General features: G+C 34.8%; 19 protein-coding genes. 16 read left to right on the forward strand and 3 right to left on the reverse strand.

Annotated features, from left to right (window positions below; all coding sequences use genetic code 11):
• Positions 1-122: 122 nt before the first annotated feature.
• The gene (locus tag C7381_RS05525; protein ID WP_116480210.1) at positions 123-773 is read right to left on the reverse strand and encodes a hypothetical protein; all 651 of its coding nucleotides are present in this window, start codon (positions 771-773) and stop codon (positions 123-125) included.
• Positions 774-853: 80 nt separating this feature from the next.
• On the opposite strand from C7381_RS05525, the gene C7381_RS05530 reads away from it, so the two are divergent.
• The 6 genes from C7381_RS05530 to C7381_RS05555 all read left to right on the forward strand — a co-directional run bounded on the left by C7381_RS05530 (position 854) and on the right by C7381_RS05555 (position 7,117).
• Entirely contained in the window at positions 854-1,813 is a 960-nt protein-coding gene (locus C7381_RS05530) for an RluA family pseudouridine synthase (protein ID WP_116480211.1), read from the forward strand.
• Positions 1,806-3,005: a beta-N-acetylhexosaminidase gene (gene nagZ, locus C7381_RS05535; RefSeq protein WP_116480212.1), complete on the forward strand. Its 1,200-nt coding sequence runs from the start codon at positions 1,806-1,808 to the stop codon at positions 3,003-3,005. The genes C7381_RS05530 and nagZ overlap by 8 nt, the downstream gene beginning before the upstream one ends.
• Positions 3,006-3,096: 91 nt before the next feature.
• Positions 3,097-3,771, forward strand: coding sequence for a response regulator transcription factor (locus tag C7381_RS05540; protein WP_034547072.1), 675 nt, complete (start codon positions 3,097-3,099; stop codon positions 3,769-3,771).
• Positions 3,772-3,786: 15 nt separating this feature from the next.
• On the forward strand, positions 3,787-5,202 hold the full coding sequence (locus tag C7381_RS05545; protein WP_116480213.1) for a sensor histidine kinase: 1,416 nt from the start codon (positions 3,787-3,789) through the stop codon (positions 5,200-5,202).
• Positions 5,192-6,619, forward strand: a complete 1,428-nt coding sequence (locus C7381_RS05550; protein ID WP_116480214.1) for a hypothetical protein — start codon at positions 5,192-5,194, stop codon at positions 6,617-6,619. The genes C7381_RS05545 and C7381_RS05550 overlap by 11 nt, the downstream gene beginning before the upstream one ends.
• Before the next feature lie 54 nt (positions 6,620-6,673).
• On the forward strand, positions 6,674-7,117 hold the full coding sequence (locus tag C7381_RS05555; RefSeq protein ID WP_116480215.1) for a hypothetical protein: 444 nt from the start codon (positions 6,674-6,676) through the stop codon (positions 7,115-7,117).
• A 51-nt stretch (positions 7,118-7,168) separates the two neighbouring features.
• On the opposite strand, the gene C7381_RS05560 is transcribed toward C7381_RS05555, so the two are convergent.
• Both C7381_RS05560 and C7381_RS05565 read right to left on the reverse strand, forming a co-directional pair.
• Positions 7,169-7,456 (reverse strand): GIY-YIG nuclease family protein, encoded by a 288-nt coding sequence (locus C7381_RS05560; RefSeq protein WP_116480216.1) that lies wholly within the window; start codon positions 7,454-7,456, stop codon positions 7,169-7,171.
• Positions 7,443-7,865: a regulatory protein RecX gene (locus C7381_RS05565; RefSeq protein ID WP_165803608.1), complete on the reverse strand. Its 423-nt coding sequence runs from the start codon at positions 7,863-7,865 to the stop codon at positions 7,443-7,445. The genes C7381_RS05560 and C7381_RS05565 overlap by 14 nt, the downstream gene beginning before the upstream one ends.
• Positions 7,866-7,920: 55 nt before the next feature.
• Here C7381_RS05565 and C7381_RS05570 point away from each other — a divergent pair, with 55 nt between their 5' ends.
• From C7381_RS05570 to tgt, 10 genes are all read left to right on the forward strand, one after another.
• Positions 7,921-8,340: an FHA domain-containing protein gene (locus C7381_RS05570; protein ID WP_116480218.1), complete on the forward strand. Its 420-nt coding sequence runs from the start codon at positions 7,921-7,923 to the stop codon at positions 8,338-8,340.
• Positions 8,341-8,392: 52 nt separating this feature from the next.
• Positions 8,393-9,529, forward strand: coding sequence for an FtsW/RodA/SpoVE family cell cycle protein (locus tag C7381_RS05575; protein WP_165803609.1), 1,137 nt, complete (start codon positions 8,393-8,395; stop codon positions 9,527-9,529).
• Positions 9,530-9,549: 20 nt separating this feature from the next.
• The gene (locus C7381_RS05580) at positions 9,550-10,911 is read left to right on the forward strand and encodes a penicillin-binding transpeptidase domain-containing protein (protein WP_116480220.1); all 1,362 of its coding nucleotides are present in this window, start codon (positions 9,550-9,552) and stop codon (positions 10,909-10,911) included.
• Between the two features lie 43 nt (positions 10,912-10,954).
• Positions 10,955-11,587 (forward strand): CBS domain-containing protein, encoded by a 633-nt coding sequence (locus C7381_RS05585; RefSeq protein WP_034547060.1) that lies wholly within the window; start codon positions 10,955-10,957, stop codon positions 11,585-11,587.
• A gap of 99 nt (positions 11,588-11,686) precedes the next feature.
• A complete protein-coding gene (gene ruvC / locus C7381_RS05590) occupies positions 11,687-12,181 on the forward strand; it encodes a crossover junction endodeoxyribonuclease RuvC (RefSeq protein WP_034547058.1) in 495 nt (164 codons plus the stop codon).
• 2 nt (positions 12,182-12,183) lie between these two features.
• Positions 12,184-12,765, forward strand: a complete 582-nt coding sequence (ruvA, locus tag C7381_RS05595; RefSeq protein ID WP_116480221.1) for a Holliday junction branch migration protein RuvA — start codon at positions 12,184-12,186, stop codon at positions 12,763-12,765.
• Between the two features lie 11 nt (positions 12,766-12,776).
• Positions 12,777-13,781, forward strand: a complete 1,005-nt coding sequence (gene ruvB / locus C7381_RS05600; protein WP_116480222.1) for a Holliday junction branch migration DNA helicase RuvB — start codon at positions 12,777-12,779, stop codon at positions 13,779-13,781.
• Positions 13,782-15,098, forward strand: coding sequence for a SpoIID/LytB domain-containing protein (locus tag C7381_RS05605; RefSeq protein WP_116480223.1), 1,317 nt, complete (start codon positions 13,782-13,784; stop codon positions 15,096-15,098).
• Positions 15,094-16,116, forward strand: a complete 1,023-nt coding sequence (gene queA / locus C7381_RS05610) for a tRNA preQ1(34) S-adenosylmethionine ribosyltransferase-isomerase QueA (protein WP_034547125.1) — start codon at positions 15,094-15,096, stop codon at positions 16,114-16,116. Before C7381_RS05605 ends, queA begins: the two co-directional genes overlap by 5 nt.
• Positions 16,117-16,126: 10 nt before the next feature.
• Positions 16,127-17,242, forward strand: a complete 1,116-nt coding sequence (gene tgt, locus C7381_RS05615) for a tRNA guanosine(34) transglycosylase Tgt (protein WP_116480224.1) — start codon at positions 16,127-16,129, stop codon at positions 17,240-17,242.
• Positions 17,243-17,264 lie beyond the last annotated feature (22 nt).

The raw sequence follows: 17,264 nt of genomic DNA on the forward strand, positions 1-17,264 counted from the left end.
TATGCACCTCCTTACTTGTGGTTTCTATTTTTAGTATAGGATGTTTTGCGTATAAGTGCAATTTTTTTACATAAAAATATCTATGGAGGGTTTTACTCCCCCATAGATATTATAGAGCCTATTTATTGTTTTGCGATTGCTTTTACTACTGCGTCGAGGCTCATGCCTTTTGTCAGTTTAAATTCGCCGCTCTTTAGTTTTCTGTCAAGTCCGAGTTCAACAGCTTTTTTTACAAATGCTTCACTTGATTCAACGATACCGTTATCTGCAAGGATTTGTCCGGTTGCTCCCGGAAGTGTGCCTGCCGGAATATTTACAGTAACTTCACCGCCTGCATTTTCAGCAGGTTTTGTTTCGATTTGTTTGGTTTCATCCGGTTTATTTGTATCGGTTTCATTATTTGTATCTGATGTATTGTTTTCATCAGTTGTATTTGTATCAGCGTTTGTATCAGAATTTGTGTCGTTGTTTTCATCTGATGTTGAAACATCTGTTTCATTCGGATTTGAATCCGTATTTTCATTATTTTCTGATTGTTTTTTATCTATTTTATCGACTTCCGAGATATCTTTTTTACCGGTATCACTTTTAGTCGGTTTAACATCTTCCTCAGTATTATTTTCGACAACTGTTGTGTCGTCTGTAGTGCTCTTGTTGAAGAGCATTTCAAATTTCCAACCTAATATTATTACTACGCCGATTATAATGACAAGCATTACAAGATAATCAATGGCATTGTAAAACAGGTCTTTAGTTTTGTCTTTTCTAGTCATTTCTTCACCTCATTGATTAAATTCCATAAATCTAATATAATATTATTATAACACGAATCACTAAAGAATGGAAGAGATATATGATAAATATTAAAATAAAAGTAAATGACGCTAATCAAAGAGTGGACAGATTTTTGCAAAAGCTTATGCCAAATGCGGGCAAAAATTTTCTTATGCGAATGCTCAGAGAGAAAAAGATAAAAGTTAATAAAAAGAAATGCGAGCCTTCATATCTTCTTTTAGAGGGTGATGATGTTACAATTTATTTCAGCGATGAAACTTTCGAAAAGTTTTCGAAGGGAAGACGTGAGGTATTTAATAAAACAAAGATCGAGATAGTTTATGAAGATGAAAATGTCATTATAGTAGATAAACCGGCGGGTCTTCTTTGCCATGTTTCAAACAATTTGAAAGAACCGAATGTAGTTGACGGTGTTATAAATTATCTTCGTGAAAAGGGCGAGTATAATCCACGCGATGAGCATTCTTTTGTTCCGGCCATTTCAAACAGACTGGATAGAAACACTGCGGGACTTGTGATTGCCGCAAAAAATGCAAACACATTGAGAACGATGAATGAACTTATAAAAAATCGTGAAATACAAAAACTTTATCATGCTATTGTGCGTGGGAAAATGGATTTTAACGGAATCTTGAAGAATTCATTCGAAAAAAATGAAAAGAAGAATATGGTTAAGGTCACAAAAGATGGTGAAAAGAGTATGGAGTCGGTCATCACGACTATAAAGAGTGCGAGCGATTTTTCACTTGTTAAAATCGAACTTATAACCGGCCGCACCCACCAAATAAGATTGCAGCTGAAGCTTTTGAAACATCCGATTATTGGTGACAACAAGTATGGAGACATTGGATTTAACAATTCATTAAACATAAAGGACAAGAATCATCAAAGACTCGTTGCGGGCGAGCTTGTGTTTCCAAAACTTGAGGGCGATTTAGAGTCGCTTTCCGATAAGAGTTTCAAGTCTAAGTATTTAGAAGAGCTAATCGATGATTATAGGAGTTTAACGGATGAATAAAATTTATAAATTGTTTGTTTTGAATATGGTTATAATGTTTGCATTCGGTTGCAAGAAGAATAGCGGTACCGAAGTTAAAAAAATTGTGCTTGACTCCGGAAGAAAAGTAAGCACAAAGAATTCCGACTCTAATAAATCGGACTCTACAAAAAAAGAGGAAACAAAAACAAAGGAAATGGAAAAAACTTTGAACGAAAAACTTGATAGATATATAAAAACTGTGGACAAGAAGTCCAAAGTCGAAGAGATGATTTGCTCCGGAATTTATGGAACAAAGTACGACAAAAAAATGGAGGATTTCTTAAAGGCGACAAAGCCGGGGTCAATAATTCTTTTTAAAAGAAATATTTCATCTGACAAGCAACTAAAAGCACTCGTGCTTGACATAAGAGCACTTTATAAAAATATGAATGTACATGAGCCGTTTATATTTGTCGACGAAGAGGGCGGAAGGGTTGATCGTTTGAAGTCGGTTTACGGCAAAACAAATTCACCAAGCTGGTATTTTAAAAACAAACCGGCGACAGATTACGGAAAGAGAATAACAGATGCTTTAAAACATTTTGATTTTAACGGAGGCTTTTCACCGGTGCTTGACACTCAAAAACCGGGAAACGGCATTATCGGCGACAGGGCGTTTTCGGATAACTATGAGTCGGTTGCAAAATACGCGAGAGATGTGATTGATTATATGAACAAAAATAATATCGTGAGTGTGGGGAAACATTTTCCGGGGCACGGTGCAACTTATGTTGATTCACACAAGGCACTTCCGATTATAAATAAATCATACGATGAACTTTTAAATACAGATTTAATTCCGTTTAAAAAGAATTTCGACATTCTTCGTGGGGTTATGGTTGCACATATTTTGGTGCCTAAGGTGGACAATTTGCCTGCAAGTCTTTCAAAGGTATGGATGGGGAAAATTCGAGATGAATATAAATTTGACGGCATTGTTTTTTCAGATGACCTTACGATGGGCGCACTTGATTCATACGGTGACTTGAAGACAAGGGCAAGAAAATTTGTTGAAGCAGGCGGGGATATTCCACTCGTTTGCCACAAAAATGAAGAGATGGCGGGAGTTATATCTGAACTATTGAAGGTTGATGACAGTCGGATAGATGACTCATATAAAAGAATTATAAAACTAAAGCTTGAGATAGGTCTTATTTCAGAGATTAAATAATTTATATTGTGACTAAATTTAATGACTAAAATTGATTTTTATCCAAGTTTTGGGGTATACTAGTATTAAGAAAGATTTTTGAGGTGTAATTATGTTAAAAATTTTAGTGGTAGAAGACGAAACAGCGATTAGAAGATTTATAAAAATAAATCTTGAAAGACAAGGTTTTGATGTTGTTGACGTGGAAAGTGGAGAAGAGGGGCTCGATGCATTTCTTGATTTTCATCCTGACATTGCACTTCTTGATGTTATGCTTCCGGGAATTTCAGGTCTCGATGTGGCAAAAAGAATTAGAGAACTTGACAATAATGTCGGCATCATAATGCTCACAGCAAAGAGTCAAGATGTGGACAAGATTTTGGGTCTCGAAAGCGGTGCAGATGATTATATGACAAAGCCGTTCAATCCGACCGAACTCATTTTAAGAATAAAGAGTCTTGCAAGAAGGGTAGAAACAAAGGATGTCCCTGATACATTGGAAGACGATGTATTTAAGCTCGATCAAAACACCAGACAATTCTTCAAGAATGGAGTTTATGTTGAACTTACCCCGACTGAATTTGCGATTATGGATCTCTTTATGAGAAATCCGCACAAAGCTTTTTCAAGAGATGAACTACTTGATTTGATTTGGGGCCGAGATTTTGTCGGCGACTCAAAGATTATTGACGTAAATATAAGACGTATTCGTTCGAAAATCGAGGACGATGCTTCTGAGCCGGAATATATAAATACTGTATGGGGGCTAGGCTACAGATACAGATAGTTACAGGTATAAGCAATGAAGAAAAGCTTTAGATTTTATCTTATTTTAAATTTAACTATAATTATAATTTTTGCAATTTTTATTTTAGAGATTGCTGTTATTTTTAGTGTAAAAAATTATTTTTACAAGGATGCAACTTCAAAATTAAAATCTCAAGCTGAACTGAATTTGGGCTATTTATACAGATATATCGACTTTTCAAAAGGCATTAAGAATGTTGTTTTAGACGATGCCTTTACATTTTTTCAATATAATACAGGCCATTTGGAGCTGATGGATGAAGAAGCAAATCTTCTTTTAAGCACAATTGGCCTTACGCATACTTACTTAAATAAAACGGAAATTTTAACCGGGATAAAAGAAAGCGGTTATTACACGTCTATTGATAAATTTTCATTTAGTGATTCAAAAATCGTTAGCGTGGCTCTCCCCATAACTTATCAGAACAGAATGATTGGCATAAGTGTGTTTCAATCAAGTCTGAAAGAGGCGGACGAGTCTATTTTTAATGTTTTGAAACTTGTTATCACAATAGGAGTTGTAGTCGCTATTATTGCTATAATTATGGCTGTTATAGCAAGTGATATGATTGTTAAGCCGATTTATAGGCTCAAAAAATACTCTGACGAGCTTGCAAAGGGCAATTATAACTACAAATACAATCCGCAAGGACCGCTTGAAACTGTTAAACTCGGTGAAAGTATGAACTATATGAGGGATGAAGTTTTGAAGCGTGATGCGGTTAAAAATGAATTTATCGCAAACGTTAGCCACGAGTTAAAGACGCCATTGACATCTATAAAGGGATGGGCTTACACTTTAAAAGAAGATTCTTCAGATGAGGAACTATTAAAAGACGGCCTTAACATAATCGAGCAGGAAAGTGATAGACTTGCTCAAATGGTAAATGATCTTTTGGACTTCAGTAGACTTTTAAATAAAAAAGTTAAACTCGAAAAGAAAACTATTGATATGGTTCAGTTTTTGCAAGCACTTGAAATGCAATTTAAGCCACGTGCAATAGCTGAAAATAAAAACTTCTATATAAAATCAAATGTAAAGAGTTTAAAATATTTAAACGATCCGGACAAGCTTAGACAAGTGTTTATAAATCTTTTAGACAATGCATTTAAATTCACATCCGAAGATGGTACGATAAAGATTGATTTAAAGGATATGGGTGAAAATTTTGTTGTTTCAGTAATTGATGACGGTGACGGAATTCCTGAAAAAGACAGAGAGCATGTTTTTGAAAAGTTTTATAGGGGAGACACCAAGAAAAGTCACACTGGAATCGGGCTTTCGATTGTACATCAAATTGTCAAACTTTCAGGCGGCGACATCAAGCTCGTGAGTGAAGTTGGAAAGGGCACAAGTTTTATAATCACTCTTCCGAAAGTTTTTGATGAGGAGAAATGTGATGAAGAATAAATTTATATTTTTTATTATTCTCATCTCTATTTTCTCAATCGGTTGCAAAATAAAACAGAGTGGATCCAGTGATATAATAAATATAACTTACCCAATTAAAGGCAAATATACGGTTATAAATAAGTTCAATCAAAATGGAGAAAAAATAAGCTTTCAAAACAAGAATATGGTTTTCTATAAAGATCGTGCTTTTATTTGCGGAAAAGATTACAAGAGTGTTCGCTATATGACAAAAAAAGTGAGCATTAAGGATTATTTAGTTAACAATTACAATTTAAATAATTTACGTGATTACGACAAAGCTGAGGATATTATCGTTTTAAGTGTATATTCCTCGGAAGATTATGTTTGCGATATTGCAGTTCTAGAAGATACAAAGATTCTCGTGAATGAGAACTACAATCTTTATGAAGCACAATACGAAGGCAAAATAGATGAAAATGATTACAATTTTATTGTGAATAAACGTAAAATTGAAAGAAATGCAGAACCAAATGAAACTTTTAAACCGACGGCACTCTTTCTAGGACTGCGTGAAGATGACGGCGAAGACCCGGAATACAAGACATTATTTGTATACAGAGATACAGAAGGGCTTCAAGTTTATAAGACGAAGGGTATTTATCTTCCGAAAAATAATGGATATTTGAATATTGATGTTAGGACGGAGCCGATAGGTGGTATTCTTACAAATCCTATAACGGCAACATTTAAAAAGCATTTTTATGAATTTGAGTCCAAGAACTTAAATATAAAACATAATGATAAAAGTAAGTTTTATGGCAAGAAAAAAATTAAAATAAATTATGTAAATCCGCAATTTTTGTCATATACATTCGAGACTTTAAACTATGGAAGGGAACTTTTTAAAAACAGTATTTCAATACTTCCTATCGAGTCATCGAATTTTAAAAGTCCGATAACACTTGACCAAGTTTATCAAAAGAATTCGCTTGAAGTTATAAAAGAGGATAGTAACAATGTACTCTACAACGAACTTTATTTTGATAAAAGGAATATGGGTATCATCAGACGAAACGGATATTGGGTTTTGATTGTAAGGCTGTTTGATAAAAGCGATGGCAGAGTGAAAAATGTGGACATTTCAATTAGAGATGTGAACGCTAGAATACTGTTAAATGAAAATCAACAGTCTATTTCGATAAGAGATATCAATAAACTTTTTTCGAATGTTCGCGATTTCACCACAAGTTCAATAAGAAATCTTGCTATTGTAAGGACAACAAATTCGTTTAAAATTGTAAATTTCAAAAATGTTCAGCTTGATGTTTCGGAAGTTTTAAACATTGACACAGAAAATGCGGCGATGTTTATGAATATGTGGTCATATGGCTCAGAGGCGGAAACACATTTGTCAAACGTTAAAAAATCAAAGATTTGGAAACGCTTTTACTAAGAAGTATTGATTTTAACAACAATTTTATGTATAATTAATTTGGAGTTGATTTAAATGGAATTGATAGATAAGGTTCTTGATGAATTGGGACCATATCTTAGACTTGAACAATATTCGTTGTTGTATTTTGTCTTAATCGCCATTGCGGTTATAATACTTCACGTGTTGTTCTCAAGATTAAGATTTGTAAAATATTTACCTGGAGTTGTATTAGTATTTTATGCACTCATAAGGTTATTTTTAAATAAAAACGGAGGCTTTTTAAAGAGTTCACCTGAGGATTTGAGAGTCGTAGTTTTGACAGGGGCATGCGGGCTTGTTAGCATATTTTTCGCACGCATTCTTGCAATTATGTACAAAAATAAAGATCGAAGAAGGCGACCTCTCACAGAAGAAGAAAAGCGTATAAGGATGGAAAAAAGAAAAAGAAGAGAAGCAAAGGTGAGGCGTGAAGCCCTAAAAAAAGAAATTTCCAACATGGAAACACCTGAAAATTAGAACTTGGCAGAATCTTTTTTGAAATTTTTTGATAGAGCTGAGCGATAGTTGTTATCGCTCTTTTTCAATATCAAAATCATTTATAAGTTTCAACTTTTTTGCTTTTGTTAATTTTTTTATCGCAGCCTCGCGCTTCAAAGCTTCACTCATTGTATAGCCTGTTTCAAAATAAACTAGTTTGACGGGCGTTCTTCCACGCGTATATTTGGCACCATTTTTCTCATTGTGGGTTTTGATACGTTTTTCTAAATCGTTTGTCATGCCGCAGTAGAGGGTGTCGTCGGCACATTTTAAAATATAGACTTTAAAATCTTTGGAATCGTTGTTATCTATTGTCATCGATATAGTCCTCAAGTGCATTTTTTGCACTACTATAATCATAACCTCTTGAAATAAGATGGTTGATCACTTTTTGTTTGGTTTTAAAATCTTCGAGATTAAGGCCTTTGGCTTTCTTTTCGACTTGAGCGTAGAGATTTTTTTTTATGATTTCTTCATTGTCCATGAGTGCAAAATTTACAGCCTCGCCGGATATACCTTTTTCTTTAAGTTTAAAAATTATCTTTTGTGGACCCCACTTGTTTATAAGGAGATGGTCTGATACATATGCATTTATATAGTCTATATCATTGATATAGCCGACTTCTTTAGCATATTTTATAGCTTCATCTATTTCAGATTCGCTATAATCATTATCCTTTAAATATTTAATTGTTTCCGCCTCTGTTCTAGTGTTTTTAAGAAACATCAGGCAGCATTTGGTACATGTATATTTCATTTTATCACCTCGTAAAGGAGTTTTTATGGATTATTTTGCAACAATAAGCACAATTTTAAAATATATTTTGGTAGTTATAGTTTTTTTGTTTACCACAAACATCCTTAAGGATATTTTATACTATATTAAAAAAGAAAGCAAAGAGAAGGTTGCTATTTTAAGATTCGGTGGAGAAGAAAGTGACAAAATTGCCGTTATAAGAGACAATATATCTGTCGGACGTGCGGCTGAAAACGATGTAACTATTAAAGACGATGCTATTTCAAAGAGACAATTTCATATAAAAAAGACCAACAAAGGTTATAATTTGATTGATTTAAAGAGTGCTAACGGCACATTTGTAAATGGCGAACTAGTCAAGAGCGTTATTTTGAAAAATAAAGACATTATAAAAATCGGAGATGAAATAATCGTGTTTGAGGAGAGAATTCGAAATGTCAAATAAGAAAAAATCCTATTTTTATATACTTCTTTTCCAACTATTAGGTGGAGTGTTGATGTTTTTATTTAAAGCTGAAGACGAGGTTACTACAAAGTCTTTGATTGCAATTTCATCAGTTCTCATAGTGGGATTTGTAAATGTTTGGCTGAACAAAAGACTCATCGGATACGATTTGTTTTATGTCTTGGTTTCCATGTTATTTAGCATAGGAACACTTGAAATTTTTAGACTCAATTCCGAATATGGCGTAAAGCAAATGATTTGGTTTTTAATCGGTGTCGCATTTATGTATGTGTCCTATATGATTATAAAAAACACGGACTTTCACGAGTATTTCTTTTATATGTTCGTTGGAGCGATTTATATTTTATTTTTATACACGCTGCTTTTCGGAATCAACAGAAATGGCGCAAGAAACTGGGTCAGTATTTATGGACACCTTTTCCAACCGGTTGAACTCATAAAACTTTTATTTATTTTTCAGCTTGCAACGCTGGAGAACTCATCGTTCACAAAAATAAAACATTATAAACTCATAAACAAAGCAATTGCATTTTCATATTTCGGACTTCTTTTTCTTCAAAGAGACCTTGGAAGTGCACTCTTACTATTTATAATCTATATAAGTTATCTCTATGTATTTGAGAGCGAGAGAAAATATTTTGCCGTCACTCTTATAATGTTTGCAGCATTTGCTGTTATCGGCTTTTTGATACTTCCGCATGTACGAATAAGATTTATGGTTTGGACAAATCCATTTAAATATTTTGCAAAAAAGGGATATCAAATCGTTACAGCACTCACCGCAATTGCTAATGGCGGACTTTTTGGAACAGGCATAGGTCTTGGGATACCAAATATAATTCCGGTTAATATTTCAGATATGATTTTGGCGGCAATAGGCGAAGAAATGGGTACAATAATGATTTTAAATATATTAATCATTTACGTCATCTTTTTCTCATATAGCCTGAAACTTGCTAAATATGTAAGCAATAAATATTATAAAAAGCTTGCTGTTTTAATTCCGGTGTCAATTGTTTCACAATTTTTTGTAATTTTAATGGGCACTTTGAATATGATACCTTTAACAGGTGTAACCGCACCGTTTATTTCTTATGGCGGCAGCTCTATGATTTCGTCGTTTATGATGCTCGGCGTTTTACAAGCGGCTCTTAGAAAAAATGTTTAGATAAAGAATTGAGGTTTCAAATGGAAAACAATCCGAATAAAAAAGTGAATAATTTAATGTATGCGGTTGTTTTTATGGCATTTATTTCAACAATTGCAATTCTTTTGATTACTTCTGTCGGTGCGAACTATCTTGTAGACTCGAAATATGACTCAAGGTCGAACCGTCTTGTAGCAACTGTTAAACGTGGAAGTGTTCTCGACAGGAACCACGAAGTTTTAACATACAGCGAAAAAAATGAGGATGGTTATGTAAGAATTTCAAAATATCCGGGTCTTTTTTCACATGTGATTGGATATGTCGATAAGAAATACGGAACTACCGGTCTTGAATCTCTATATAATCCGGAGCTTATGGGTCGAGGCAACGCATCGTTTATGACAAAAACGAAAAATATAATTCTCAACGAGAAAACAGGCGAAAATCTCATTTTGGCTCTCGATTTAAAACTTCAACAAAAATCACAGGCACTTCTTAAAAACTTTAACGGTGCAATAGTGGTTTCTAACCCGAAGACTGGCGAGATACTTGCCAGTTATTCAAACCCGACATACGATGAAAGAAAGCTATCTGAGTTTATAAACAATGAAAACGAGAGCTCGATGTTAAATCGTGTTCAATTCGGGAGATATTCTCCGGGATCTGTAATGAAAATTTTGACAAGTATAAATCTCTTGCAAAATAATTTCAATGAAAATTACGAAGATACAGGCTCAATTGAAATCGGGGATGCTAAAATTGCAAATTACAACACTATGAGATATGGCACTGTCGACATGAAAAAAGCATTTGCACATTCTTTAAATACTTATTTCGTGTGGGCAAATTTGAAATATCTTGAAAGTTTTAAAAATTTAATTGATTCAGTCAATAAAACAATTTCGGAAAGTTCGATTGTTCCTATGGCACCGATTGAGTTAAGTCTTTCTGACGACGAGTTTTCAAACGCACTTTTAGGAATTGGACAGGGGAAAGTTACACTCTCTCCTATGATTTTAAATATTATCACTGAAAGTGTCTATAACGGCGGATATTTTTATACACCACGATATGTCAACTCTTTTGAGACGGAAGATGTAAAAATAAATAAAAAACTTTTTTCTAAAAAGATTATAATGCCTTTTAGTGAACAAATTGCAAATCAAGTAAAAGACTATATGAAAGAAGTTGTGGCGACAGGAACTGCAAGTGGTTTTGGTCTAAAAAATGCCGGAGGAAAAACCGGAACTGCGGAACTTGGAAACGGAAAATACAATTATTTTTTTACAGGTTTCTATGAAAATGAAGAAAATCCTAAATGTATTACGATTGTACTGGAAAATTGTTCAAATATTGGGTATAATAAAACTGTAGAGATATTTAAGAAATTGTTAATGGATTAACTAACTGTTGTCCTTAGCAAAATATAATTTAGGGGGTATTAGAATGTTAGTAAAAAACCATATTCTATCAAAAAATTTCCTTACACTTCTTTCAGTTGAAGATACTGTAAAGACAGCACTTGCAAAAATGGAAGAAGGTGGATTTTTAAGTTTACCGGTTGTTGAAGGAGAAAAATTCGTCGGATACGTAATGAAGGCTACAATTTATGAAAGATTTTTCCATGAAAACACATCAAACAGAGAGGAATTTGAAAAACAATCAATTGAAAAATTTGTTGAAACCGGGATTAAGGCTCTTGATCCAAATGACGGTATTGACGAAGCAAGTATCGCTATTGAAAAATTAAATATTCCGTTCTTGCCTGTAGTTGATGCTGATGGAAATTTCCTCGGAATCATGACACACGCTTCAATCTTTAAAGCATTCTCAGATCTTTTCAATCTCGGAAAGGGAAGACAACTTATTGTCTACATCTTCAATATTCCGGGACAACTTTCAAGACTCTTAAATGTCTTTAGAAAAGAAAGCATTAATGTTCCTTCAATGGTCGTTATGGATGCAAAGGTTATGGGAATTCTTAAAGTTCAATGTAGAGTCGAGGTTGCATCAAATGAAGAATTTGATGAACTTGTATCAAAAGTTGAAAAAGAAGGATTTAAAACAGGAGAATTATAGAAATTTCAAACTCTCTGCACGGATTGCAGGGAGTTTTTTTGTGTCCTTTTCCTTGCGATTTCTGGCATTCTTTGGTATAATAAATATGGAGGAGATTTTTTGCGAATTTTAGGATTGGATCCGGGACTTGCGATTTTAGGTTTCGGTTTAATAGATACAAACGGGAACAAGTTTAAACTTGTTGACTATGGAATAATAAACACTGAGCCGGACCTCACATTTCCCGAAAGGTTGAAGCTCTTATATGATGATTTGGATTTTCTTATAAAGAGATATCAACCGGACGAAGTTTCTATTGAAGAACTATTTTTCTACAGAAATGTTACCACTGCAATTAAAGTTGCACAGGCACGTGGAGTTCAAGTGCTTTGTTGTTTGAACAATGAAATTCCGATATATGAATACACTCCTCTTCAAGTAAAACAAGGAATTACAGGCTACGGACGTGCAAACAAAAGAGATATTCAGGAATGTGTGAAGTCTTTTTTGAATATGAAGGAAATTCCGAAGCCTGATGATGCCGCAGATGCGTTGGCACTTGCAATATGCCATTCATTCACCGGCAGATTTAAAGATGAATTTAGGTTAAAGTAATTATGTATGAATATTTTGAAGGCAAAATTGTAGATTTTTATGATAGCTATCTTGTGATTGATATTGCAGGCATAGGATATCGTTTGGAAGCACCGAAAAACATTTTATCGCAAGTTAGAATTGGTGAAGAAAAAGTGATTTATGCGGAGCAGGTCGTGAGTGAGAACAAAATTTCGGTCTACGGTTTTGCAACTAAAGAAGATAGAGAGATGTTTAATATTTTAAGAACAGTACCGAAAGTAGGGCCAAAAACCGCAATCGGTATTTTGGGAAGTGTGACTTTGTCAAAGCTTGTTGCTTCAATTGTTTCAGAAGACAAGACGAGTTTAACAAAACTTCCGGGCATAGGTGCAAAGAGTGCCGAAAGACTCATTGTGGATATGAAGGACAAGGTAAAGGACTTTGAATTTGCAATTGAAGACATTGATGAAGAACCGAAGAGTTCAATTCACAGTGAGCTTATAGAAGCACTAACGCAATTCGGGTATAACAGATTTGAAATTGAGAAAAAGATTGCACATATCGATTTTACGGATATGACGATTGACGAAGCCTTAAAATTTGCACTTAAGAATATGAACTAAAGGGAGATTCAATGGAAAACGAGAGAATAATCTCGAGCAATCTGAGAGATGGGGAGGATTTATTTGACAATTCTTTACGTCCGAGATGGCTCAATGAATATATTGGACAATACAAGGCGAAAGATAAACTAAAGATTTTTATCGATTCTGCTAAAATACGAAAGGACACGCTCGACCACGTACTTCTTTATGGACCTCCGGGACTTGGAAAGACCACGCTAGCAAATATAATTGCAAATGAACTCGGAGTAAATATAAAGGTTACCTCCGGTCCGGCAATTGAAAGGCCGGGGGATTTGGCAAGCATTATGACTAATCTCGAAAGAGGCGATGTACTTTTTATCGACGAAATACACAGAATTTCCAGAAATGTTGAAGAAATATTGTATCCGGCGATGGAAGACTACTGCCTTGATGTAATGATTGGAAAAGGTCCAACGGCAAGAAGTGTTAGACTCGATCTTGAAAAGTTTACGCTCATAGGTGCAACCACGCGAGCAGGACTTTTGAGCTCGCCATTTCGTGATAGATTTGGAGTGAATTTAAATCTCGAGCTGTATGATGAAAAGAGTCTTACGGAAATTATAAAAAGAAGTGCAAAGATTTTAGATGTGTTTATAGACGATGAAGGGGCACTAGAAATCGCAAGGCGATCACGCGGCACACCGAGAATTGCAAACCGACTTCTTAAACGTGTTCGCGACTATGCAGTGGTTATGGGAAGTGGCGAAATAGACAACAAAATGGCAAAAAAAGGTCTAGATATCCTTGAAGTTGACGATTTAGGACTTGACAAAACGGACAGAAAGATTATAAGAACACTTCTTGTTACGTTTAAAGGAAGACCCGTCGGCATTGACACTTTAAGTGCTGCGAGCGGTGAAGAAAAGGGAACTATCGAAGACGTGTACGAGCCGTATCTCATGCAAATAGGATTTATTGTAAGAACGCCTAGGGGAAGAATCGCGACTGAAAAAGCGGCAATTCACGTTGGAGTACCATTTATGGAGGGTTAAATGAAAAGATTCTTATTATTTTTAACGATTATAATATCACTTTTAACTATTTCTACAAGTGCGAAAAGTGATGATTTAACAATAAATATAAAAATTAAATCGTCGAGTGACGGATATGATTTGACTTCTGAACAAGGGTTTGAACTCATAACACAAGGAAAAGCTGTTCTTCCAATCCCTGCAAAATCGATTCATTTATCATATGAGAACGGACTTATGATAAAGACGGATTCAGGTTTTTACGGTCCTTATGAAAACAGCATGGTTGCTTCAAAGAACAATATAACATCTGTTGATAAAAGGAAATATAATGGCTGTTTTTATGTAGATTCAATAAACAATGCACTTATAAATAATGTAAATCTTGAAGAATATATTTATTCTGTTGTTTCAGGTGAAATGGGTTCCAGCTTTGAAATGGATGCTCTTAAAGCACAAGCGATTGCCGCAAGAAGTTATGCAATTTCTAATTTGAAGAAATATATAAAACACGGATACAATCTTACAAATGACATTTACAGTCAAGTTTATCTTGGTGTGAACAATGTGAATGATAAAATTAGAAAAGCAGTTGATGAAACAAAGGGGCTTATTGCATCTTTTAATGGTGAAATAATAAACGCGACATACTCATCATCGAACGGTGGTGTTATTGCGTCAAGCGAAGAGGTTTGGGGAAACAAATATCCATATCTTGTTATGAAGTATGACCCATACAGCACAAATACGCCGAACGTAGATTGGAAAGTGGAAGTTTCAAGAGATAATCTTGACGAGCTTCTTGCACAAAAGACAAACAAACGCAATTTCACAGGTTTAAGGCTTCAAAAAAATGCTTTAGGACGAGTCAAAGATGTTGTCGTATCCTATAATGACGGAGATGTTAAACTTTCGGCAAATAAGTTTAGATTAATTTTCGGCTCTTCGAAATTTAAAAGCACACTTTTTGATGTGAATAAAAAAGTTGAAAATACAAATGTAAAACCGATGCCTAAGAAAGAAAAAACTATTATAGTTGCCAGCACTCCGGGACCTAATGAAGGGGTTGTTTTTGACATAGTAAAACTAACGGACGATAAACTTGATAAAGTTTCAAAAGTACAAAATATTGGATCTTCGGCAGAGGCGGGAGGTCAAAATATTATTGAAACTTCAATAGATTTAACAGATAAGTATGTATTCTATGGAAAAGGATTCGGCCACAGCGTTGGACTTTCACAGTATGGAGCAAATGAAATGGCAAAGCAGGGGTTCAAATATTTGGAGATATTAAATTTTTATTATCCGGGAATCGAGGTAAAAGTATTAAATGATTAGAGTTGATGACTACGATTTTGATTTACCTGAAGAATTAATCGCTCAAACGCCTTTAAAAGAACGTGATAAATCAAGACTGATGGTAGTTGATAAAAAAGGCAGTGAACCAAAAGATTATGTTTTTTCAGATTTGGTCGATCTGTTAGATGAAGGGGATATTCTTGTTTTTAATGACTCAAGAGTTATCCCTGCAAGACTTTTTGGGCATAGAAAAGACAAGGAAGAAAAAGTTGAGTTTTTACTTTTAAAGGAACTTGGCGATGATAGATGGCAATGTCTTTCAAAGCCTGGCAAAAAAGCTAAAGTAGGAACAGAATTTTTCTTTGGAGATGAGCTATCCCTTGTGGTCGATGAAGTTGATGAAGAAGGTCTTCGTTATGTAACGCTTAAATATGACGGAATTTTATATGAAATTTTGGATAGGCTTGGCACTATGCCGCTTCCTCCATATATTCATGAAAAACTTGAAGATCAGGAGATGTATCAAACGGTCTATGCAAAGGATCCGGGTAGTGCGGCTGCACCGACAGCAGGACTCCACTTCACGGATGAGCTTTTGGAAAAATTAAAAAACAAAGGCATCGAGGAACTTTTTATAACATTAAATGTAGGTCTCGGCACATTTAGACCGGTTACATCTGAGTTTATTGAAGATCATAAGATGCATGAAGAATTATATACTGTTAGTGAAGAAGTTGCAGCGAAGATTAATGCAGCAAAGAAAGCTGGCAAAAAAGTTGTTGCAGTAGGAACAACTACAATAAGAACGCTTGAAAGTGCTGCAGATGAAAACGGTGAAGTGAGAGCGGGCAGCAGATGGACAAATATTTTTATTTATCCGGGTTATAAGTTTAAAGTTGTGGACAAGCTGATCACCAATTTCCACTTGCCGAAGAGCACACTTCTTATGCTTATTTCTGCAATTATGGGACGAGAAAATGCCCTTCACGCATACAAAATTGCAGTCGATAGAAAATACAGATTTTTCAGTTTTGGCGATGCAATGTTTATAGAATAATGGAGAATTTATGAGTTTTGAGTTTGAAGTATTAAAAAAAGATGATAGAACAAAGGCGAGGGTAGGTGTTTTAAAAACTCCTCACGGAGATATACCAACACCTATTTTTATGCCGGTAGGAACGAGAGCGACGGTTAAAACTCTTTCGAATAATGAGCTTTTGGATTTAAATACAAAGATTATTCTTTCGAACACATACCATTTATTTTTACGTCCTGGGGACGAACTTATAAAAAAGGCCGGCGGTCTTCACAAATTTATGAATTGGAAACTTCCAATTTTAACAGATTCCGGTGGATTTCAAGTGTTTAGTTTAACCGAAAACAGACAAATCACCGAAGAAGGTGTACACTTTAGATCGCATATCGACGGTTCTAAAGTTTTCCTATCTCCGGAAAAGTCAATTTCCGTTCAAGAGAATTTAGGCTCCGATATAATGATGGCATTTGACGAATGTGCCCCATATCCGGCCGATTACGACTATATTAAACATTCCATGGATAGAACTTTGAGATGGCTCGAAAGATGCGTGAATGCAAAAACTAGAGATGATCAGGCTCTTTTCGGTATAGTTCAAGGCGGAATGTATAAAGATTTAAGAAAACTTTCTGCAATTGAAACTTGCAAATTTGATTTGAAAGGTTATGCGGTTGGTGGACTAAGCGTTGGAGAACCGATTGAAGTTTTAAAGGAAATGCTTGATACATGCACAGATTATATGCCTGAGGATAAACCGAGATATCACATGGGTGTCGGATCGCCTGACTATCTTTTCGAGTCTGTCGAAAGGGGAATCGATATGGCAGATTGCGTTCTTCCGACAAGAATTGCAAGAAACGGTGCAGCATTTACAAAATACGGCAGAATAAATTTAAAGAATGCAAAATTCACTGAAGATTTCACACCTATTGAAGAAGATTGCGACTGTTACGCATGCAGAAATCACACAAAAGCTTATATAAGACATCTCGTTATGAACGGTGAAATCCTTGGCGGAAGACTTCTGAGTCTCCACAATGTCAGATTCCTTTTAAAGTTGATGGAAAATATAAGAAAGAGTGTAATTGATGGAAATTTCTTAGAATATAAAGAGGAATTTTATAAAAATTATGGTTATTTGGATTAACTATTGATTTTTTTGTTTTTTT

Source organism: Ezakiella coagulans, from assembly GCF_003096635.1.
Classification (GTDB): Bacteria; Bacillota; Clostridia; order Tissierellales; family Peptoniphilaceae; genus Ezakiella; species Ezakiella coagulans.

Bases quoted from the DNA above. Each gene is read 5' to 3' on its own strand.
- C7381_RS05560 (WP_116480216.1), bottom strand. From the start codon at position 7,456: ATGACAATAGATAACAACGATTCCAAAGATTTTAAAGTCTATATTTTA.
- C7381_RS05605 (WP_116480223.1), top strand. From the start codon at position 13,782: ATGAAAAGATTCTTATTATTTTTAACGATTATAATATCACTTTTAACT.
- C7381_RS05555 (WP_116480215.1), top strand. From the start codon at position 6,674: ATGGAATTGATAGATAAGGTTCTTGATGAATTGGGACCATATCTTAGA.
- C7381_RS05575 (WP_165803609.1), top strand. From the start codon at position 8,393: ATGTTTTTATTTAAAGCTGAAGACGAGGTTACTACAAAGTCTTTGATT.
- ruvB (WP_116480222.1), top strand. From the start codon at position 12,777: ATGGAAAACGAGAGAATAATCTCGAGCAATCTGAGAGATGGGGAGGAT.
- C7381_RS05565 (WP_165803608.1), bottom strand. From the start codon at position 7,865: ATGTTTCTTAAAAACACTAGAACAGAGGCGGAAACAATTAAATATTTA.
- nagZ (WP_116480212.1), top strand. From the start codon at position 1,806: ATGAATAAAATTTATAAATTGTTTGTTTTGAATATGGTTATAATGTTT.
- ruvA (WP_116480221.1), top strand. From the start codon at position 12,184: ATGTATGAATATTTTGAAGGCAAAATTGTAGATTTTTATGATAGCTAT.
- C7381_RS05550 (WP_116480214.1), top strand. From the start codon at position 5,192: ATGAAGAATAAATTTATATTTTTTATTATTCTCATCTCTATTTTCTCA.
- C7381_RS05540 (WP_034547072.1), top strand. From the start codon at position 3,097: ATGTTAAAAATTTTAGTGGTAGAAGACGAAACAGCGATTAGAAGATTT.
- C7381_RS05585 (WP_034547060.1), top strand. From the start codon at position 10,955: ATGTTAGTAAAAAACCATATTCTATCAAAAAATTTCCTTACACTTCTT.
- C7381_RS05580 (WP_116480220.1), top strand. From the start codon at position 9,550: ATGGAAAACAATCCGAATAAAAAAGTGAATAATTTAATGTATGCGGTT.
- C7381_RS05545 (WP_116480213.1), top strand. From the start codon at position 3,787: ATGAAGAAAAGCTTTAGATTTTATCTTATTTTAAATTTAACTATAATT.
- C7381_RS05525 (WP_116480210.1), bottom strand. From the start codon at position 773: ATGACTAGAAAAGACAAAACTAAAGACCTGTTTTACAATGCCATTGAT.
- C7381_RS05530 (WP_116480211.1), top strand. From the start codon at position 854: ATGATAAATATTAAAATAAAAGTAAATGACGCTAATCAAAGAGTGGAC.
- C7381_RS05570 (WP_116480218.1), top strand. From the start codon at position 7,921: ATGGATTATTTTGCAACAATAAGCACAATTTTAAAATATATTTTGGTA.
- tgt (WP_116480224.1), top strand. From the start codon at position 16,127: ATGAGTTTTGAGTTTGAAGTATTAAAAAAAGATGATAGAACAAAGGCG.